At 38.7% G+C, this 20,061-nt stretch carries 14 protein-coding genes; 2 read left to right on the top strand and 12 right to left on the bottom strand.

The genetic code is table 11. From position 1 onward, the window contains the following. Positions 1–67 precede the first annotated feature (67 nt). On the bottom strand, positions 68–880 hold the full coding sequence (locus tag J2Y37_RS01615) for a DUF4198 domain-containing protein (RefSeq protein WP_349031633.1): 813 nt from the start codon (positions 878–880) through the stop codon (positions 68–70). Between the two features lie 209 nt (positions 881–1,089). Between J2Y37_RS01615 and J2Y37_RS01610 the strand changes: the two genes are divergently transcribed. Beyond that, positions 1,090–2,310, top strand: a complete 1,221-nt coding sequence (locus J2Y37_RS01610) for an MFS transporter (protein ID WP_349031632.1) — start codon at positions 1,090–1,092, stop codon at positions 2,308–2,310. 44 nt (positions 2,311–2,354) lie between these two features. Here J2Y37_RS01610 and J2Y37_RS01605 read toward each other — a convergent pair whose 3' ends face one another. The 6 genes from J2Y37_RS01605 to J2Y37_RS01580 form a co-directional block, all read right to left on the bottom strand. After that, complete coding sequence (locus J2Y37_RS01605; protein ID WP_349031631.1) at positions 2,355–3,305, bottom strand: ABC transporter substrate-binding protein; 951 nt, start codon at positions 3,303–3,305, stop codon at positions 2,355–2,357. A 9-nt stretch (positions 3,306–3,314) separates the two neighbouring features. Further along, entirely contained in the window at positions 3,315–4,079 is a 765-nt protein-coding gene (locus J2Y37_RS01600) for an ATP-binding cassette domain-containing protein (RefSeq protein ID WP_241323100.1), read from the bottom strand. Further along, the gene (locus J2Y37_RS01595) at positions 4,070–5,026 is read right to left on the bottom strand and encodes an iron chelate uptake ABC transporter family permease subunit (RefSeq protein ID WP_349031630.1); all 957 of its coding nucleotides are present in this window, start codon (positions 5,024–5,026) and stop codon (positions 4,070–4,072) included. Before J2Y37_RS01595 ends, J2Y37_RS01600 begins: the two co-directional genes overlap by 10 nt. Continuing rightward, the gene (locus J2Y37_RS01590) at positions 5,019–5,972 is read right to left on the bottom strand and encodes an iron chelate uptake ABC transporter family permease subunit (protein WP_349031629.1); all 954 of its coding nucleotides are present in this window, start codon (positions 5,970–5,972) and stop codon (positions 5,019–5,021) included. Before J2Y37_RS01590 ends, J2Y37_RS01595 begins: the two co-directional genes overlap by 8 nt. 319 nt (positions 5,973–6,291) lie before the next feature. Beyond that, on the bottom strand, positions 6,292–6,909 hold the full coding sequence (locus tag J2Y37_RS01585; RefSeq protein ID WP_241323102.1) for a LysE family translocator: 618 nt from the start codon (positions 6,907–6,909) through the stop codon (positions 6,292–6,294). Positions 6,910–6,999: 90 nt separating this feature from the next. Next, positions 7,000–7,989 (bottom strand): ion transporter, encoded by a 990-nt coding sequence (locus J2Y37_RS01580; protein WP_349031628.1) that lies wholly within the window; start codon positions 7,987–7,989, stop codon positions 7,000–7,002. A gap of 313 nt (positions 7,990–8,302) precedes the next feature. On the opposite strand from J2Y37_RS01580, the gene J2Y37_RS01575 reads away from it, so the two are divergent. Further along, complete coding sequence (locus J2Y37_RS01575) at positions 8,303–9,760, top strand: DASS family sodium-coupled anion symporter (RefSeq protein WP_349031627.1); 1,458 nt, start codon at positions 8,303–8,305, stop codon at positions 9,758–9,760. A gap of 85 nt (positions 9,761–9,845) precedes the next feature. Here J2Y37_RS01575 and J2Y37_RS01570 read toward each other — a convergent pair whose 3' ends face one another. The 5 genes from J2Y37_RS01570 to J2Y37_RS01550 all read right to left on the bottom strand — a co-directional run bounded on the left by J2Y37_RS01570 (position 9,846) and on the right by J2Y37_RS01550 (position 20,029). Continuing rightward, entirely contained in the window at positions 9,846–10,067 is a 222-nt protein-coding gene (locus J2Y37_RS01570; RefSeq protein WP_349031626.1) for a hypothetical protein, read from the bottom strand. Positions 10,068–10,165: 98 nt separating this feature from the next. Beyond that, positions 10,166–11,905 (bottom strand): hypothetical protein, encoded by a 1,740-nt coding sequence (locus tag J2Y37_RS01565; protein WP_349031625.1) that lies wholly within the window; start codon positions 11,903–11,905, stop codon positions 10,166–10,168. Positions 11,906–11,976: 71 nt separating this feature from the next. Further along, complete coding sequence (locus tag J2Y37_RS01560; protein WP_349031624.1) at positions 11,977–14,616, bottom strand: bifunctional aconitate hydratase 2/2-methylisocitrate dehydratase; 2,640 nt, start codon at positions 14,614–14,616, stop codon at positions 11,977–11,979. A gap of 253 nt (positions 14,617–14,869) precedes the next feature. Continuing rightward, the gene (locus J2Y37_RS01555) at positions 14,870–15,229 is read right to left on the bottom strand and encodes a hypothetical protein (protein ID WP_005197427.1); all 360 of its coding nucleotides are present in this window, start codon (positions 15,227–15,229) and stop codon (positions 14,870–14,872) included. Between the two features lie 294 nt (positions 15,230–15,523). Next, positions 15,524–20,029: a translocation/assembly module TamB domain-containing protein gene (locus tag J2Y37_RS01550; protein ID WP_349031623.1), complete on the bottom strand. Its 4,506-nt coding sequence runs from the start codon at positions 20,027–20,029 to the stop codon at positions 15,524–15,526. Positions 20,030–20,061: the final 32 nt, after the last annotated feature.

Below are 20,061 nucleotides of genomic sequence, written 5' to 3'. Positions count from 1 at the left end.
AAAACGAAAGCGGGCAAATTTGATTAAAAAAAGGCTAATCCATTCTAGAGATTAGCCTTTCCTTTTCTTAATTTACAGACAAACTAATAATGCTATAGAACTGATTACTTGGTTTTTTCTTACTATCAACCGACTCTGTAACTTCGACTAAATACTCCCCTGCACTTGGGAAAACTAAATCCACCGTCCCATCTGTATTTGCTTTTAGGGTTTTCGCTTGTTCGTCCGTTGCACCTTTAGCGCGAAGCACAACTTCAGCATTTGCTAATGGCTTATTCGCTTTCGCAACCTTTACTTTCGCCGTCTGATTCGCTTTTAACTCATTTGGATGAGTTAAAAACTCAACTTGAATCGGCGCTGCAGTTGACTGTACAGGTGAACTTTTCTCTTTTGTGATATAGGTAAATAATGACCATTCACGCGTCACTTCAACTGGGGCAATTTTCTTACCTTTGAGATCAGCAGGAATCAAATAATCCCGTTCAGCTTTTGCTGGTGCTTTGTCTTCCGCTAAATCAAAAAATAATTTCCATTCTTTTTGGTCTTGCACATACTTCAATGGATAGCTTGCTTTGGTTTGTACACTATAAGTACCCGCTTCAGGTAATTTCAAATCAAATACTGTGGTAGAACCAAGTTTCGAGTCTGGCTCTATCGTACTTTTAACTTGTTTTGGATTTGTGATTTCAAACTTAGGACTTTTTAGCGCATATTCACTGTTCAAGGCTTCTTCAGCATAACCTGCTAAAATTGCGACTTGGGTATTTGTCGTTTGATATGCAATAGGTGCAACATAAGGCTCGTGTGCAGCACTATAACCTGAGATTAAAGCCAATGAAGCAATCAATAATTTTTTCACAGTTGTTTCCCATCCATTCATCCACATACTCATTGATTAAGTGTAGTGGTTCAGCCAATTAGTCTATGAAATGCATTATACATAAATGAAAATAATTATCATAAAGATTTAGTATTACTATTTTGGCCTGCTATTTCAATCTTAGGTTGCATATATAAAATTTGTGTTCTTTTTCACATTTCTGTGATCTGCTCGATATAATATCGTCGCTTTATATGTTTCGAGATCGTATGTCTTCCCCAAGCTCTCCCTCTCTTTCTTCCCTGTCAAAAAACTATTCTTTATTTTTGGTGATTTTTTCACTTGCGATTGGTAGTTTTTGTATTGGCACAACTGAATTTGTTGCAATGGGACTGATCCAAGAAATAGCCACAGATTTAAATGTCAGTGTTCCCCATGCAGGCTATTTCATCAGTGCTTATGCGCTCGGCGTGATGGTTGGTGCTCCCATTATTGCGATCTTAGGCGCTAAAGTCCCACGTAAAACATTATTGCTAGGTTTAATGCTGTTTTACGGTTTGGCAAATGCCGCTACAGCGTTCGCAACTACATCAGAGACCATGCTCGTTTCACGTTTTATTGCTGGTTTTCCACATGGTGCTTACTTTGGTGTTGCTGCGCTAGTCGCAGCCGAGTTAGCAGGTAAGCAACGTCGTGCGATTGCTATTGCACAAGTAATGATGGGTTTAACCATTGCCAATGTGATTGGTGTACCCATCGCAACATGGCTCGGTCAACAATTCGGCTGGAAAACTGGTTTTGAATTTTCTGCTGTCATTGCCTTTATTACCTTGATCGGCATCGGACTTTTTGTGCCCAATATTCGCCCACAAAAAACGGCAAGTATTAGAGCAGAATTGAAAGGCTTAAAAAATATCAATATGTGGCTCACCCTAGCAGTTGGTGCGATTGGTTTTGGCGGCATGTTTTCCGTTTATAGTTACGTCTCCCCAATCCTCACTGAATATACACATGCCGATATTTCCGTTGTTCCAATTGCATTGGCGATCTGGGGTGTGGGTATGGTGATTGGTGGTTTGGTTGCTGGTTGGCTCGCAGATCGGTATTTGTTTAAAACCATGATTGGGATTTTAATCAGTTCTGCACTCACCTTCGTGCTCGCCAGTTTTATGATGGCAAATCTATATACGGCTATCTCAGCTTTATTTTTGATTGGTTTTACCGTGATTGGTTTAGGCAGTGCCTTACAAACGCATTTAATGGATATTGCAGGTGATGCACAAACATTAGCTGCATCGTTGAATCACTCAGCCTTCAACCTAGCTAATGCATTAGGCGCTTTTTTAGGTGGATGGGTACTGAGCCATAATATGGGTTGGTTAGCACCGATTTGGGTGGGTTTCGTACTCAGTTTAGGCGGTTTAGTGATTTTATTAATCGCGTTGGCATATGCAAAATACGCTGATAAAAAAGAATCTGTCGTTGCTTAACGACAGATTCTGCTCAATAGAATACAAGGCATCATCACTGAATGTTATTTCACAATATCAGCTACCTCTTTCAACATCGCCTGCATACCACCCAAACCGTTATTCATTAAATACCAGTTGCTCGAATCCAAATAAACAATATTGCCATTTTTGGCCGCTTTGGATTGATTGACAATATTGTTATTTAACACACGTTTTGCACCCTCTTGATTGCCCGTGATTGCAGCACCACGATCAATCACGAATAAATAGTCTGGATCTTTCTGGGCAATGAACTCATGTGAAATAGCCATCCCATGTAAACCCACTTTAATCGAAGCATCTGCTGGGGTAAAACCGTATAAATCATGGATATTGCCAAACCGTGAACCTGAACCGTAGGCAGCAATCTTGCTGTTGTTCACCAAAATCACCAATGCAGTTTTACCTTTGGTTTTTGCTTTTAATGCGGCAATGTCTTGCTCCAAGGTTTTTAATTGTTGTTCTGCCTCAGGTTTTTTGCCGACCATTTCTGCAATATTCAAGGTTTGTTGTTTAAACGAATTAAACTGATCGTTGTAATCCACATCTACAAAATAAGTTGGTGCAATTTGTTTAATCTGATTCACCAGATTTTCCATGCGTCCACTCATCAAGATCAACTCAGGCTGACTACCCGCAATTTTTTCCAGATTTGGCTCTTTTACTGTGCCAACATCCAGATATTGACCATCACTAAAGTTTTGTAGAACCGCAGGTAACGGCGTACCTTTGGGTAAAGCAACCACTTTGTCATCTGCCCCAAGTGTATGAATGGTATTCAGGGCGTTGGTATCTAATACCGCAATACGTGACAAAGTGGATGGAATCGAAATCTGACCCGCTTTACTGCTAAAACTCATCATCTCATGTGAATTAGTGGTTCCTTCCTGTGCCGCAGAGGGTTCATTTGAATGACCACATGCAGCCAATACTGCACTCAACATCATGATCGGCAATGTCTTTTTGAATAGCATAACGGACTCCTAACTAATAAAATACAAACCTAATTTGTGTTGCTGAATTTGTTGAATCGGGATATGAAAATCAAAGATCGCTTCTAAAGTTATTTCATTCATGATCTGCTGTGGATGCCCTTGATAGACCAACTCACCATTTTTCATTGCAATAATGTGATCGGCATACACTGAGGCAAAGTTAATATCATGAATCACCACAATGATGGATTTGCCATGATTTTCAGCAAGATCTTTCAGCACACGCATAATTTGCGCAGAATGCTTCATATCTAAGTTGTTCAACGGCTCATCCAACAAGATATATTCGGTGTCCTGTGCCAGAATCATCGCAATGTAGGCACGTTGGCGTTGTCCACCTGACAACTCACTTAGCTGACGATGACGCATCGATTGCAGATCCATATAAGCAATGGAGCGATCAATAATTTCGTGGTCTTGCTTGGTCAAACGCCCCTGTGAATACGGAAAACGACCAAATGCCACCAAATCCTCAATACTCAGACGCAATTCGGTATGATTGGACTGTTTTAAAATCGCCATTTTTTTGGCGATATCCGCACTTTTCATGTCTTGTAAATCCTGACCATCCAGCATGACCTGCCCTTGATCTGCATCAATCAAACGACTCATGATGGAAAGCAGCGTACTTTTACCTGCACCATTGGGTCCAATAAATGCAGTAAATTGACCTTTGGCAATCGTGAGTGAGACATGATTGACGACGCACTGTTGATGATAGCTTTTTCGTAAATTCTTCAGCTCTATTGCCATTTTTTATTTTCCTTCAATAAAATCCAGAAGAAATAAATTCCACCGACAAAGTTGATAATGACGCTCAATGTGGTTTTGAAATTCAGTACATGTAATACGATAAATTGACCGAGCATGAGACAAAGCACACTCACTAAAATAATGCCGATCAGTAAAATATGATGCTGATGGGTTTTAAACAGTTCCAACGTAATATTGAGTACCAATAAACCAAGGAACATCATTGGACCTGCGAGTGCTGTTGCAGATGCAAGTGCAAACACCACTAAAACCAGTAACAACCGACTGGTTTTGTCATAGTCCAGTCCAAGATTTAATGCATGATCTCGTCCCAACGCCATCACATTCAGCTTGTGATAATGTCTAAAACTGTAAAAAAGAATGGGGAGAATTGTCAGTAAAGATAGTGAAACCGTTTCCATTTTCACGACATTAAAACTGGCGAACCCAGCATACGCGGCAACCTGAAACTCATCAGGATCGAGCAACACCTGAAAAAAGGTGGTCATGTTGTCGAATAGAGTCGAACAAATCAGACCAACCAACAGCAAAAAATAAATATTTTGTTGTGCAACTTTCTGAAAAATGAAGCGATAAAGTAATAAAGCAAAAGTCACCATTAACAACAAACTGATCAAATAATCAGTCACAAAGTTAAGCGACAATAACGTACTCGCACCAAAAAAATAAATAATTGCAGTTTTAGATAGTTCGTATAATTTATCCAAACCTAAGGCTTGTGGTGTGACCACGCGATTATTCACAATCGTATGAAAAACCAAAGTTGAAACACCAACAGCAACACCTGCAACGACAATTGCAGCGACCGTTCTTAAACGCAGTCCCAGTGCATACTGCCATGCAATCCCGAGATTCCAACCGAGGTATAATCCAATGCTGACCAATACAGCAACCGCAAGCACAACCAGCTTCGTCGTATTATGCATAACGATACCTCCTGAGTAATAACCACAGGAAGATCACGCTACCGACCACACCCATTATCAGGCTGACAGAAACCTCATACGGATAAATCACCACCCGCCCAAAAACATCACAAAGCAAGACCAGCAATGCACCAAGCAATGCCGTATGTGAGAGTGTCTTACGAATATGATCACCCAAATAAAGGCTCACTAGATTTGGTACGATTAAACCGAGAAATGGAATCGCCCCCACCGTAACAATCACCACACCGGTAATCACCGAGATCAGCAGCAAACCTAAAAAAAGTGTCTGTTTATAATTTAAGCCAAGATTCGTTGCAAAATCCTCACCTAAGCCCGCCAACACAAAACGATTGGCAAATATATAAATCAGTACCAGTACAGGAATACTTAAATAGATCAATTCATATTGACCATTCAAAATGGTCGAGAAATCCCCTTGTAACCACCCTGCTAAGTTCTGCAACAAATCAAGTTGCAAAGCAATAAAAGTCGTAAATGCAGAAATAATACTGCCAAAAATCATCCCGACTAATGGAACAAATACCGTATCTCGATGCTTTAATGTGGCGAGGATGCTCATAAACGTCATCGCACCAACCAGCGTGACAATGATGGCAAATCCAGTTTTGGCAAAAATGGAAGCACTTGGAAGTAAAATAATCGAAATCAAAACACCTAGCCGCGCACAGTCATATAAACCTGCTGTGGTTGGTGAAACAAAACGGTTCCGACTCAGTGACTGCATAATTAAGCCACAGACACTTAGACCAGCACCTGCAACAACAATCGCCATCAAACGTGGTAAGCGACTCGTCCAAAAAAGCTGCCAGTCTTGCGGATTGCCTGCAATCAAACCAGCAATGCTCATATCCCCAACACCAACGAACAAGGAAATCAATGCCAAAGGAATGAGTAACACTAGTAAATAGCGCCGTTTAATCATGTCGGGAGAATTTCATTTAATAAACAACCTTAAAAAATGCTTAAAAATTACGATAAACATCAAATAAGAAAGTATCATAAATGATAATTATTATTGTTATCTTTTTTTTTAATTTTTACTAAACCACCAACATCCACATTAAGTTTTATTAAACATTGTTAGGCGACAGTTCTGATTTAAGGCATAATTTTAAAACCAGATAAATCGCCATACTTCCCTATAAAATTCAAGCAAACTATTAAAAATTGTCAATAAAATATTAAAATTTGCAGCTTAGACTCTCGAAGATATGGCTAGTTTAGTTAAAGCCTTTAAAAGTTTAGTGGATAAAAAATTGAACTGAATCTTTAATCGGTACAATAACGGAGGCAACCAATAACAATGCCATCGCGGTATTAAACCATTGTACTTTTTGGGGGTGATTTACGATCGTTTTCAACCTTTCCCCCATATACGCCCACACCCCAACACTTGGTATACTCACCAAGCCAAAGATCACACCGATAAAAATAAATTCCACCAATCGACTATTTGCAGAACTATAAGTGGTAATTGCACCCATTGCCATAATCCATGCTTTGGGATTGACCCATTGAAACAACGCTGCGCCAATGAAACTTAATGGTTTATCAACTTTGGTATCGGTTTTAATGCTACCTGCTCGATAGATTTTGTAGGCTAAATACAATAAATAGCTAATACCGACGATTTTTAAGACTTCATAAAGCAAAGGCGAAGAACCAAGTGCAGCACCAATCCCGTAACCGACCAGAATCACCATCACACCAAAGCCAAAACCAATCCCTAAAATATGCGGGATGCTTCGTTTTAAGCCAAAATTCAAACCCGAAGCGGCCAACATAATATTATTTGGACCAGGGGTAATTGAAGTTACGGTTGAATAAACAATAAAAGAGAAAAAAGTAAGTAAACTCATATAGAAAAATAATTCATTTGTTCAAATTTTCACTTACTATAACAGTTAATTCTCTCAACTTTTTATTGATTATTACAATAAAATTGATATTTAGTCGGATAACTTTTCACCACAATGTGGGCAATAGGTTTTTTGTTTCTGTTGGTTTTCTTGCTCTTGTTCTTCTAGTAGCTTTTCCTTGACCAATTGCATAATAATTTCATGGGTTTGCTCTTTGGGTAAGCCAACCCCAATACGAATCTTTTCAATTTCACGTTGATCATGTAATAAATCAAGCCCCCGAATTTGTAACGCTTCGCGAAACTCTTGTTCTAATCGTTGATTCCTTTGATTTAATTCGTTGGCTAGTCCTGATGCCAAAATACCCGCGGGCAAAGCTGCAATACCTACACCCAAAATCGTGATCAAAGCACCTAATATACGCCCCACATTGGTCACAGGTGTCACGTCACCATAGCCCACTGTCGTTAATGTGACAACTGCCCACCACATGGACTGAGGTATTGAACTAAATGCTTCTGGTTGTACTTTATTCTCAACCACATACATCGCTGATGCAGTCATGACGATCATAATGACTAAAATAAAAATAACAGCCTGAAAAGAACCCTTTTCGCGTTGAATGACTCTCAGCAGAATTTGTAAGGAGACAAAATAGCGCGTCAATTTTAATAAACGTAAAAGTCGTAAAATTCGCAGTACACGTAAATCGAAGTTGACGAAGAAGTTTAGATAAGCAGGTAAGATTGCAAGCAGGTCGATGATTGCCCCACCACTTTTCATCCATGCAAAGCGTTGTTTCCATGCGGATGATTCTGGATCTTTTTCTGCAATACTCCATACTCTGAGTAAGTATTCAATTGAAAAAATAGCAATCGATACATTTTCAAATATTTCAAATAAAATTTTATATGGATAAAAAATTGAATCTATCGATTCAAGGATGACTGCAGAGGCATTCGCCACAATCAGAATAATTAAAAAGTAGTTAACACAGCGGCTAAAGCGGGTTTGATAGTCATCATCATGTAGTGTTTTATAAACAAATTGACGTAATTGTTGCCATGAAAATAGAGTCATACCGCACTTATAGTGATGTTAACCAAGCTAAAAATGTAACACAGCATCATACAATTTGATAAAGATTTTGATCTAGATAAATAACTTTTCTCAATCAAACAAAAAAGTGAGTAGATCTTTCATCATTATTTAGCCGTTTTGTATTTCTGCCATCGGCAAAATAAAAGGATTTATATAACGTTGAATCTACAAAACTCCCTTTGAATTCTAGTCCCTCACTTTCGATAATCACGTCTTAACGGTTGTTTCTTTAACGATTCATTCATAAAGAACTATAAATTTTATTAAACCCATGATCACAAGGGGAATCCACATGGGATTTAAGCTCCTCCCTACGCTTATTTCTTTATTTATTACATTGATTATTTGGTTCGTTATACCTGTGCCGATAGGTGTCGATCCGAATGCTTGGCATTTATTGGCGATGTTTGTTGGCGTAATCGCTGCAATTATCGGTAAAGCCATGCCAATTGGTGCAATCGCGATTATTGCGATCATGCTCGTTGCAGTCACAGGTGTAACCAATGATAGTCCTAGCGGCGCTATCCAAGATGCATTGAGCAGTTTCTCCAATCCTTTGATTTGGTTGATTGGTATTGCAATCATGATCTCCAAAGGTTTACAGAAAACAGGACTTGGCGCTCGCTTAGGCTATTTATTTATCGCAGTATGGGGCAAAAAAACCATTGGTATCGGTTATAGCATGGTGCTTTCTGAGTTAATTCTTGCGCCTGTTACCCCGAGTAATACTGCGCGTGGCGGTGGGATCATTCACCCTATTGTTCGTGCGATTTCGACTAGCTATGATTCAGATCCCACCAAAGGAACTGAGGGGCGCATGGGAAAGTATTTAGCCCTTGTCAGCTATCAGGCCAATCCGATTACTTCCGCCATGTTTATCACTGCAACTGCGCCGAACCCTTTAGTTGTTGATCTAGTCGCAAAAGCAACCAATAGTGAAATTTCACTGAGTTGGAGTACATGGGCACTGGCGATGTTACTGCCCGGTCTAATTGCATTGATCGTGATGCCATTGATTCTGTACTGGATGTATCCGCCCGAAGTGAAAGAAACACCCAATGCTGCTCAGTTTGCAAAAAACAAATTGAAAGAAATGGGTTCAGTCAGTCGAAATGAAAGCATCATGCTCGGTGTATTTGGTATTTTGCTGTTGTTATGGGCGGGTATCCCAGCCATGATTTTTGGTGCAGCTTGGGCAGTTGATCCAACCACAACAGCATTTATTGGTTTGACATTACTTCTGCTCACTGGTGTGCTGACTTGGGAAGATATTCTGACGCAAAAAAGCGCTTGGGATACGATTACTTGGTTCGCCGCTTTGGTGATGATGGCAACATACCTGAATAAACTCGGTCTGATTGCTTGGTTTTCAGGTGTATTAGAAAGTGGTATTGGGTCATTAGGTTTAAGCTGGGCACCTGCATGTCTATTGCTGATGCTCGCATATCTCTATGCACATTATATGTTTGCAAGTACCACAGCACATATCACCGCAATGTTTGCAGCCTTCTACACCGCAGGGATTGCGCTTGGCGCGCCGCCAATGTTGTTTGCATTAATGATGGCAGCCGCTTCCAGTATCATGATGACCTTAACCCATTATGCAACGGGTACATCGCCTGTGGTATTTGGTTCAGGTTACACCACACTGGGTGAATGGTGGAAAGCTGGCTTTGTCATGAGTGTCGTCAATATCATCATCTTTGTGGTGATAGGTGGACTTTGGTGGAAAGTATTGGGTTATTGGTAGGATTGTTTTAGTTTTTAAAAAGCCCCTTTCAAAGGGGCTTTTTTCATAAATGCTTTTTAAAAAATACTAAATTATATCAGTTTCATTAATCAGGCTTGATGTCATAAACCCAGTTTCGTGCTTGTTGCTCTGTCGTCGTTTCGCAGACGTAATAATCTTGATGCCACGAGTCTTGATGGAAGATTTCCTTTTTGTGGTAGCTTACTTGTTTGCCATTTTCAACACAGATAAAACTGTCACCTTGGTCTTTCACAGCTGAACCGTTAAGAAATCCACCAATACATAAGAAGCGTGATTGTTTGGGCATGCTTTTAATACATTTACAGGACATTACGGAACATATATTATAAATAATTATCATTAATCAAAGTAAAAAAGCTTACGCTAATTAATGATAATAAATTTTTATAGCGTTCGTAATTTCGTATGAATAATCTTTTTTTCTTCAGTTAAATTCATGTAATTTGCTTGTGTCGAATCATGTATTATAACCTTAGCCCCACACTCTTGAGAAAAATCTATTTTACATTTAATAACTTGAGGATCTGTCTTAATATTTAAGTCATATATCAAATTATAAAATTTTTCTCTAAAATTACTTAAATCTTTAAATTTCTCTAAATAAAGAATAATCATTGATAAATTCATTGGAACAAATTCATTTTCAAAAATACTATCCCAGATAAGAGCATTACCAAAACCACCATCAGAAGCTAAACAACTAGTCAAATGATAATTACGTACATCAGCACCTAATACATCTGACAAAAAATTAAATTTAAATTCCTCATTAAGTGATTCAAATGTTTTTAATTGTTCAATGCCTTCTCCAACACGATCTTGCATTTTGAAGAATGATTTATAATTTGTTGCTGCGATAATTGCTTTACACTCAATTAGTAAAATATTTTTTGTTTTATGACAACATACTATTAAATCTATATCGCTATTTGCATTTCCATTATCCCATTTTCTCTCTTTAACACACTTAAGATCATAAGACTCAAATATTACTGAAAAAGTATTAACAAAATTAACTGACAAAGCAGCAGAATTGTTATCAAAAACACTATCTTTATTTTGAATAGATAATTCCTTAATCGAATAAATTATATTTCTAGGATTGATTAAAATGGTATTAAAAATAGTATTAAAGTATATGTCTCCATTTTTCTTTATAAAAGGAGGAATATACTCCTCACCACTTAAGTCGATAAATTCTTCTTTATCATAGTCCACCAAAAAATATCGAATTATATTATTAAAACAATTAGCATCTAATTCCGTCAAATTACAAAAAAATTCTCTAAAAGTATCGTATTTTTCTTTACAATTGAATACATCATTTATAAAATATTCATGTAATTCAGAATCATACTTTGCTTTATTATTTTTCAAAAGAAAACAACCTACTATTTCAATTGAAATTTGATTTAAAATATATATCCCAGCAAAAAACTTTTTAAAATCATTTAGTGTAAAATTACCTATTGGAAAGAGAAAATCATCACTAAGCATATAAAAATAACTTTGATATATTTCTATATATTTGTCAACAAATTTTTTATATATTTCAAGCTTATCATCGTATGAGATATCATTTTTACCAGTATTAAAGAAAGACTTAGTAATTTCTTTAAGATCAACTAAAGAGTTAAAAGTATTATTATAATTCGCAAGTAAATTAATTCTTGTGAACAAAATATCATAGCATTCAAACTTAAAGTAATCGTCTTTTAAATATTCTATGAGAATTAAATTACTATCTATATCTATACTATAAATATTTTTATTCTTTCTATAAACTAAAGGAAGAATATTAAATAACATCTTATATTTACCTAATATTTCAAGCTCAGATGACATATTTTTGTTATATTCTAAATCATAACCATCCCACTCCAATGCAGGTTCTATATTTTTATTTAATTTGTCTTTTAAATAAGTATAGATACTTGTATAAATATCTATCCTATCATCCACATCTTCATCACTGATTTTATATATATTATTAATATTTTTTACTGACAAAGCTAAATGTATATTATTTCTCAAATCAACTAAACTGGATTTAAAATCTATATCAGTAATGTAATTATCGATTAATGCTTCATTCTGTCTAAGTGCAACTAATTTTGTTTCCATCTAATAACCAAAAATAAGGGCTGTTTACTCAGCCCTTATTTTAAACTCATTAAAACTTAATTATCAAATAATTAAGTCAATTGAGCAGCTTGGATTTTCTTAGTATCAACTTGATCAGCTTCTTTTGTATATTCGCTCATCTTGTCGAAGTTTAAGTATTTGTAGATGTCAGCAGCAGCGCTGTCGATTTGCGACGCGTACTGTTGATATTCTTCTGGGCTTGGTAATTTACCAAGAACCGCAGCTACAGATGCAAGCTCAGCAGAAGCTAAGTAAACGTTTGCACCTTGACCTAAACGGTTCGGGAAGTTACGAGTAGAAGTCGATACACATGTCGTATTCGGTGCTACACGTGCTTGGTTACCCATACACAATGAACAGCCCGGCATCTCAGTACGCGCACCAGCACGACCATAGATGTTATACATGCCTTCTTCCATCAACTGATGTTCGTCCATACGTGTTGGTGGAGCCAACCATAAACGAGTCGTTAACGAACCACTTGGTACTTTATCAAGTAACTGACCAGCCGCACGGAAGTGACCGATGTTAGTCATACAAGAACCGATGAATACTTCATCAATTTTGTCACCTTGAACGTCAGAAAGAAGCTTCGCATCATCTGGGTCGTTCGGGCAGCAAAGGATTGGTTCTTTGATGTCAGCAAGATCGATTTCATACACTTTAGTGTATTCAGCATCAGCATCCGCTTTTAACAAGCTTGGGTTGTCTAACCACTTCTGCATGTTTTCTACACGACGAGCCATCGTACGCGCATCGCCATAACCCTCAGCGATCATCCACTTCAACATGGTCATGTTTGAACGTAAGTATTCAGCAACTTTCTCTTCAGAAAGTGTGATTGAACAGCCAGCAGCAGAACGTTCAGCAGACGCATCAGAAAGTTCGAATGCTTGTTCAACCGTCAAGTCATTTTCCATTTCTGTTAAGTCAATCTCAAGGATACGACCAGAGAAGATGTTTTTCTTACCTTTCTTCTCTACAGTCAAATCACCTGCTTGAATCGCATAGTAAGGAATCGCATGTACAAGGTCACGTAAAGTGATACCAGGCTGCATTTTACCTTTGAACTTAACAAGGATAGATTCAGGCATATCCAGTGGCATAACACCAGTCGCAGCTGCGAAAGCAACTAGACCAGAACCTGCTGGGAATGAAATACCGATTGGGAAACGCGTATGTGAGTCACCACCTGTACCAACGGTATCAGGAAGTAACATACGGTTTAACCAAGAGTGGATAATACCGTCGCCTGGACGTAAAGATACACCACCACGGTTCATGATGAAGTCAGGTAATGTATGGTGAGTAGTTTCGTCAACTGGTTTTGGATATGCAGCAGTGTGACAGAAAGACTGCATGACTAAATCAGCAGAGAAGCCCAAGCAAGCTAAGTCTTTTAGCTCGTCACGCGTCATAGGACCCGTTGTATCTTGCGAACCAACAGTGGTCATCTTAGGTTCACAGTAAGTACCCGGACGGATACCTTGACCTTCAGCTAAGCCACATGCGCGACCAACCATCTTCTGCGCTTGAGTAAAACCTTTACCAGTGTCAGCAGGTTGTACTGGCGTACGGAACAATGTAGAAGGTTCTAAACCTAGTTCGTCACGTGCTTTTGAAGTCAAACCACGACCAATGATCAAGTTAATACGACCACCAGCACGTACTTCATCTAGAAGTACAGGAGTTTTAAGTTCTGCTTCTGAGATTTGTACGCCATCTTTGAATGCAGTTACTTTTGCAGCAGCATGGTCAATTTTCAATACAACTTCGTCACCCATATTCATGTTGGCAACGTCGATTTCTACAGGTAACGCACCTGCATCTTCCATTGTATTGAAGAAAATTGGTGCGATTTTAGAACCTAAGCACACACCACCATCTTTTTTGTTTGGAATGTGTGGAAGTTCATCACCAAAGAACCAAAGCACAGAGTTCGTTGCAGACTTACGAGATGAACCCGTACCAACAACGTCACCTACGTAAGCAACTTGGTTGCCTTTCGCGATCAATTCTTTGATTTGGTTTAATGGACCAACTTCACCTGGTTTTTCAGGATTGATACCATCACGTTCGTTTTTCAACATTGCATTCGCATGCAATGGAATGTCTGGACGACTCCAAGCATCTTGTGCAGGAGACAAGTCATCTGTGTTGGTTTCACCAGTTACTTTGAACACAGTGATTTTAATTTCTTCTGGCACGTCAGGACGGCTTGTGAACCATTCCGCATCAGCCCAAGACTGTAAAACAGCTTTTGCATTTACATTGCCAGCTTTTGCTTTTTCAGCAACATCATGGAATGCATCAAATACAAGAAGCGTCTTTTTCAATGCTTCAGCAGCTAAACCAGCGAGTTCAGCATTGTCAAGAAGTTCAACAAGTGGTGCTACGTTATAACCACCAAGCATCGTACCAAGTAAGTAAACAGCACGTTCTTTAGTAATAAGTGGTGAAGTCGCTTCGCCTTTTGCAACCGCAGCTAAGAAAGCAGCTTTTACATAAGCAGCTTGGTCAACACCTGCTGGAACACGATTTTCAAGCAAATCTACTAAATATGCCTCTTCACCTGCCGGTGGGTTTTTTAATAATGCTACGAGTTCAGCAGTTTGAGCATCATCAAGTGGCTTCGGTGGGACTCCGAGTGCGGCACGTTCTGCAACGTGTTGGCGGTAAGCTTCTAGCACAGTGTTATTCCTCTTCTTTAATAAATTACTTGTAGGTTCCAGCTTTGTACAAGCTCTACAAGCAATATGGACAGCAAAATTTTACTAGACTTCGCGTTAAAAGTTAATGCAACTGCCGTATATCTACGTGATGACCATTATTTTATAGCGAAATGTTCATACCTTTTAAATACCGCTTTGGTCTTACTCTAAAGCCTAATAAAATATTACAAACATAAAAAAAGACAACAGCGTTGTCTTTTCGATTAACACATTAAAATGACTTATAACTCGGTAACTTATCGTGTGGAGTAGCTAAACACTGATCCGTATATTGCTGCTTCAATTTGTCGCGTATAGCCGCTGGATCTGCTTTTATTTGATCTACAGGCATCGCATATACATTTTCAATAATTTCAAAGATAAATTTACGTGTTGTTTCATCTTCAATTTTGCCAGCATGTTCTGTTGCTTGCTTTTGCTCAATTCCATTTTGACGATCCAACGTAATAGAACGCGCTGCATTGCCGACACTAACACAATAGCCATGCCATTGTTCTTCGGGTGTTAATGGTTTTTTTTCAGCACAACCGACCAAAACTAAACCTATTGCAATCAACAAAACTTTTTTCATGATCATACTACGGCTAATTTGATGCGCACATCATACTAAAACTGAATTATTTTGCAAAAGAACGCATTTGAAACTGACCTTTTAGCAATACAAACATACAAATCCGTCACTACTATACATGGTATTGCCCGTCTTTTGGCATTTAACGCCACATACAGTGATAAATCGTTCTCTACCTACAAAAGATCATATTCATATTCAAACATTCGCTTTTAAGAATATGCCAAGGCTCGATTGAAATGACTATAAATAAAAAACCTGCTTTATTTACATAAAACAGGTTTGATATGAAATTTAGAATCGCCAGTTATAGAATATATCTATCGCTCGTTCCAAAGATTGGCTAGCCTCAAGATATAAGCGACGATTCATTTGGTAGCGTAAGGTCAATTTATTTACAGGGGTAAATACACCGATACCATAGCGGATAAACAGATCTGGGGTGATATACCCTGTCAAACTAACTTGGGTATCATCTCCCGTTCCTTGTGCATCAAGTGCTAAGCCACTTAAACCAAAGGTTCGTCCGATTTGGTTGGTGAGTGCGCGTGTGCCGCCTAAGCCCATACTAATACCCGCCGCGGCAATGGTATTGTTTACATCCGACTTAAATCCTTCAGTATTACTTAGACCACTGCTCCCTTCATTGATACGCCCTGTCAATAACGCATTCAATGCTTCTTGCTCAGATAGTCCGGCATCGTTATAGATTTGAATATTCGGAACAGTCGCTGTGCCTGTCACACGTATCCCAACCATACTGCCTTGAACGGGCTTATTGGCATCAATATCAAGCGTTGGGTTGGCAAGCGGTCCATTAAAACGTGCAATCGCACGATTCAGATCTAAGCTTTGACCATATGCTTCAATTTTTACTTTTTGACTGACACCAATCGCACCATTGGCTCGCATGGCTGTTTCTAAACCACGTTGTGATAAATGTAAACGCCCAACCAAAGGAATATTACTTTCAAAACCTTGGAAAATAACCTGATCACCCAAAGTGAGGGTCATATCCGCACGAATATCCCACGGTTTCGATGCCTTTAATGTCGCAAGCAAATCTTGTCCTTGATGAACAACGCGAACATCTGGTGAAAGCGTCACGACGTTTGCTGTTGATTCTGGCATAGAGATTCGAGCACGCGGCACATCAATTGTACCTTTCAAACTTAATCGCTGGTCAAATGGATATACATCTAGACTGAGATCTGGTTTAACAATTGCTGTAATCATTGGAGCTTGGCGAACCAAGAGGTTGTCACCTTTTAAAGTCAGTGCCAAATGTGGTTTATCTTTCCAATCAAAGCTTCCTTTCAACCGCCCAACGCCTTGACCACTATTAAATGCACCATCAATACTTGCCGAGTCTTGGCGAATAGATGAATAAAGCTGCATATTGGTTAAATTTACAGGCAATGAAATCATACTGATTGCGCCATTTTTCAAACGCATTTCGCCTGTAAATTGTGGCTGAGTCAGTGTGCCATTAATTTTACCTGCAAGTGCTAATGTGCCTGCCATAGAGCGTACATCTTTAATAAATGGTTTAAAGATTTTCAGTTGTACATCATCAAAAGCAATTTCCCCACGCATAGGCATACCCGTTTGAAATGGATCGACTACAACGTTGGCATACCCAGTTCCAATATCAGGTGTTTTCATATCAACACGAAACAGAAGTCCATCATTGACACTTTTTGCAATTAAGCTTAACTCGTCATAGGTCACTGTCGTTGCAATATCTTGTGGATCTTCTGCGGCTAAACCAATCTCACCTTTGCGTGTCACTAAACGTGAATCTAATTTAGGGCGAGTGCCTTTTACCCAAGATGCTTTTGCATAACCATTTAACTGCCCAGTTACAGCCAAGCCTTCAGGCATAAATGCGGCAAAGTCTTTTAGATCTAAATCCTTAGTAATAAACGAAAAACTTCCTTTTTCTTTACTAATACGAGCAGGTTGATCTAAACACAATTGGCTTTCTGCACTTTGCCAACAATGCTGACCGACATATAACTCAGATCGTGCTGTCGTATAGATAACAGGCGTATTTTGATTTTGGGCAAGATCAATGCGGCGCGAGTTGAACCTTCCTTTCTGGATTTCACCTAGCCAATCATTGTTTTGATTAAAACCACCAGCAAGCTGTACATAAAAATTGGTGTGCGCATTTTTACTTTCTAGTTTTAACAAATGCGCTTTTCGTGTTCCTGCTAAATTGATCGTTGCCTTTTCAATTTCACGTTTTCCGCTGCGCAAATGATCCAATGTTGCAGTCAATTGCGTTGCTGTTGTTTCTGAAGTTGGTAACTCACCTTGGACACGCAAAGATTTGATACTTGCCAAGTCACTGAAAGCAAAATTATCGACGGCAATATTTGCAGTCGCCTTAAGTCGTGGCTGTGACTGTACATTTAAACTGCCGTAAGCACGTCCACGTAAGCCAGGATACAACTCATATAATGCAGGTGCATTTATCTTAAATTGTAAACTTTGTGCATTTCCAGTGGCTTGAAGTTGGTTCTGCCCATAAGCAAAAAATAAATTGTTTGCTTCAAACTGCTGTGGTAAGAAACCAGTCTGATTTGAATCCAGTAACAAAGACAGATTACCACGACCGCGTACAGGCTTATTGTTGAGAAAACCCGCTGCATTGAGTTCTCGAATATCAACGCGTTTCACTTGATCTGACCAAACGCCTTGCGTTTTTACATGACCTGAGAGTTCACCTTTAAGACTAGAAACAAAGTAATGAGGCTTAAATCGGACTAAAGACACTTCCATGTTCCAACCAAGCTTATCTTTAAGATCGACTTTACCTGTTGCAAACATTTTGCCTGCAACACCATCATGCTTTAACTCATTAATTTGAATCTCGGTCGGTGTTCCTGCAATATTAATCTTTAACAGCCCGTTGCCTTGATTTAAAGCATTTAACGAACCATCATAATCTACCGAAAAACGTTTAAATCCACCGCCTGCCTGAACATCATCAAACATTAATGTCGTTGTACTTTTTCCTTTGAGCACAATCGTTTCATTTTGATTGGCTTGAGCAAGTTGTCCTTTTAGATCAATATTTTCAAGTTGAATAATCTGTTGGTTCGGTTTTGCAAAACCAGACGCTTTGATTTCGCCATTCAGTAGATTTACAGGTGCTGCACTCGCTACTGTTTGAGGATTAAAGTCTTGTGCTTTAAGTTTGGCTTGCCATGACAGTTGCTGCTTTTCATGTGGTAATTTAACTGTCGCTTTCCCAGTTAAGCTACCTTTATCCGCTTGATAAAGGAAATTTTCGACATTTAGAACATTCGATTTCAAATCAACTTTTGCATCATATTTCCCTGCTGGCAATAAACCTTGCTCATTGGGACGTACAGTCGTTGTAAGATAAATGTCTTGTTGATCTTCTCTTAAGGTCACATTGGTTTGACCTTCCGCGCTACTTAACCAACCAATATAAGGCATCGCTCGATCTATACCTTGCCAAGCAATATCTAACACCATCGGTTGAGGTTTATTATTTTTTTCTTCTGCCTGATTTAATTTAACCTGCCAAGTTTCGTACTTATCAAAGGCAAGCTGCGCATTGAGTGCTAACCCATTTTCCAACGAGCCTACAGCGCTTATATTTGCATCCAAGCTTGGCGGTAAAAAATCCTGCGCAATTTGCGGTAGCGTTTTGTCTTTTGGGTTTAAGCGATCTAATCGCCCTTTTATATCCCATGACACTTGTTCATTCCAATTTACAAAGCCTTTTAAGCCAACCGATCCACCCATTAACTGACCATTAAAGTCTTGGATGTTGAGTTGATTTTTCAGGTCAGTTTCCATGAGCGCATTGTACTTGCCTTCGGGAAGTTGCTCACCTTTCAGGTCAGTATCCAAGCTCAAAATCAGTTTATCAATATCACCATTAAATCTAGCGATACCATCTTTCGCAAAAAGTTTTTGCTCTTTCAATATCGGAAGATGATAGTTTTTGAATAACAATGCACCTTTCATAGGCACCTGATCACGTACAGGATGAATCACAGCCCAACCCGTCAACAAATCTGGTGTATGGGTTGCCACACCTGCTCTTATGGTATCCAATGTACCTGTAGCCACGACCTTGATCGTCTCAACGTCAATACTTTTTAGTGATGGAATAATCAGATCTGCTTTTAGATCTAAAGGATACTTACCATTAAAATCCATTTGACCTGTGGCATTTTTAACCGCCAAATACCCCATATCCATACGAGAGTCTTCAAACTCTAATTTCGTATCTGACCAAAGTGCATCTTTTAAATAAATATCATTAAAATCAATTTTTGCAGTTGTGGTCTTTATTTCCAAATGATCTAAAGTGGCTTTATCAATACGAAGTACAAACGGAAGTTTGATTGGCGCAAAATCGAATGGTTTTCCTGATGGCGGCTTTTTATTTATAACGATGAGGTTGGAAATATCCGCATGACTCAAATGCACCTCTTTATTTAAAATCGCACGCCAACCCAAGGAAACGTCTGCACGATCCAAAGAAACATCAACGGCCTCTAATTTCACCAAAACGTTTTTTAGAATAATGCCTCGTAATAAATTGCCACCTTCATATTCGTATTGAATTATTTTTTGGTTTTGTAGCACACGATCGAGTAAAAAACGACTTCCCTTATCTGTTGACATCATCACAAATAATGAGCTGACCAAGAATAAAAGAATGAACAGCACCACCAGCACGATACTCCGAAGAATACGCCGTTCTCGTCTTGGTGCAGTTGGAGGTGTAAGTTGCTGGTCTGCTTCCGTCATAATTAACCTAAATTTTTTTCGCTTTTAAAGGG

Source organism: Acinetobacter sp. 3657 (assembly GCF_031456775.1).
In the GTDB taxonomy this organism is placed as follows: domain Bacteria; phylum Pseudomonadota; class Gammaproteobacteria; order Pseudomonadales; family Moraxellaceae; genus Acinetobacter.
This window is presented reverse-complemented; position numbering and strand designations above follow the sequence as displayed.

What these genes read in the sequence shown, in the direction of transcription:
- J2Y37_RS01615 (WP_349031633.1), bottom strand. Translation starts at nt 880, where the DNA reads ATGAATGGATGGGAAACAACTGTGAAAAAATTATTGATTGCTTCATTG.
- J2Y37_RS01610 (WP_349031632.1), top strand. Translation starts at nt 1,090, where the DNA reads ATGTCTTCCCCAAGCTCTCCCTCTCTTTCTTCCCTGTCAAAAAACTAT.
- J2Y37_RS01605 (WP_349031631.1), bottom strand. Translation starts at nt 3,305, where the DNA reads ATGCTATTCAAAAAGACATTGCCGATCATGATGTTGAGTGCAGTATTG.
- J2Y37_RS01600 (WP_241323100.1), bottom strand. Translation starts at nt 4,079, where the DNA reads ATGGCAATAGAGCTGAAGAATTTACGAAAAAGCTATCATCAACAGTGC.
- J2Y37_RS01595 (WP_349031630.1), bottom strand. Translation starts at nt 5,026, where the DNA reads ATGCATAATACGACGAAGCTGGTTGTGCTTGCGGTTGCTGTATTGGTC.
- J2Y37_RS01590 (WP_349031629.1), bottom strand. Translation starts at nt 5,972, where the DNA reads ATGATTAAACGGCGCTATTTACTAGTGTTACTCATTCCTTTGGCATTG.
- J2Y37_RS01585 (WP_241323102.1), bottom strand. Translation starts at nt 6,909, where the DNA reads ATGAGTTTACTTACTTTTTTCTCTTTTATTGTTTATTCAACCGTAACT.
- J2Y37_RS01580 (WP_349031628.1), bottom strand. Translation starts at nt 7,989, where the DNA reads ATGACTCTATTTTCATGGCAACAATTACGTCAATTTGTTTATAAAACA.
- J2Y37_RS01575 (WP_349031627.1), top strand. Translation starts at nt 8,303, where the DNA reads ATGGGATTTAAGCTCCTCCCTACGCTTATTTCTTTATTTATTACATTG.
- J2Y37_RS01570 (WP_349031626.1), bottom strand. Translation starts at nt 10,067, where the DNA reads ATGCCCAAACAATCACGCTTCTTATGTATTGGTGGATTTCTTAACGGT.
- J2Y37_RS01565 (WP_349031625.1), bottom strand. Translation starts at nt 11,905, where the DNA reads ATGGAAACAAAATTAGTTGCACTTAGACAGAATGAAGCATTAATCGAT.
- J2Y37_RS01555 (WP_005197427.1), bottom strand. Translation starts at nt 15,229, where the DNA reads ATGAAAAAAGTTTTGTTGATTGCAATAGGTTTAGTTTTGGTCGGTTGT.
- J2Y37_RS01550 (WP_349031623.1), bottom strand. Translation starts at nt 20,029, where the DNA reads ATGACGGAAGCAGACCAGCAACTTACACCTCCAACTGCACCAAGACGA.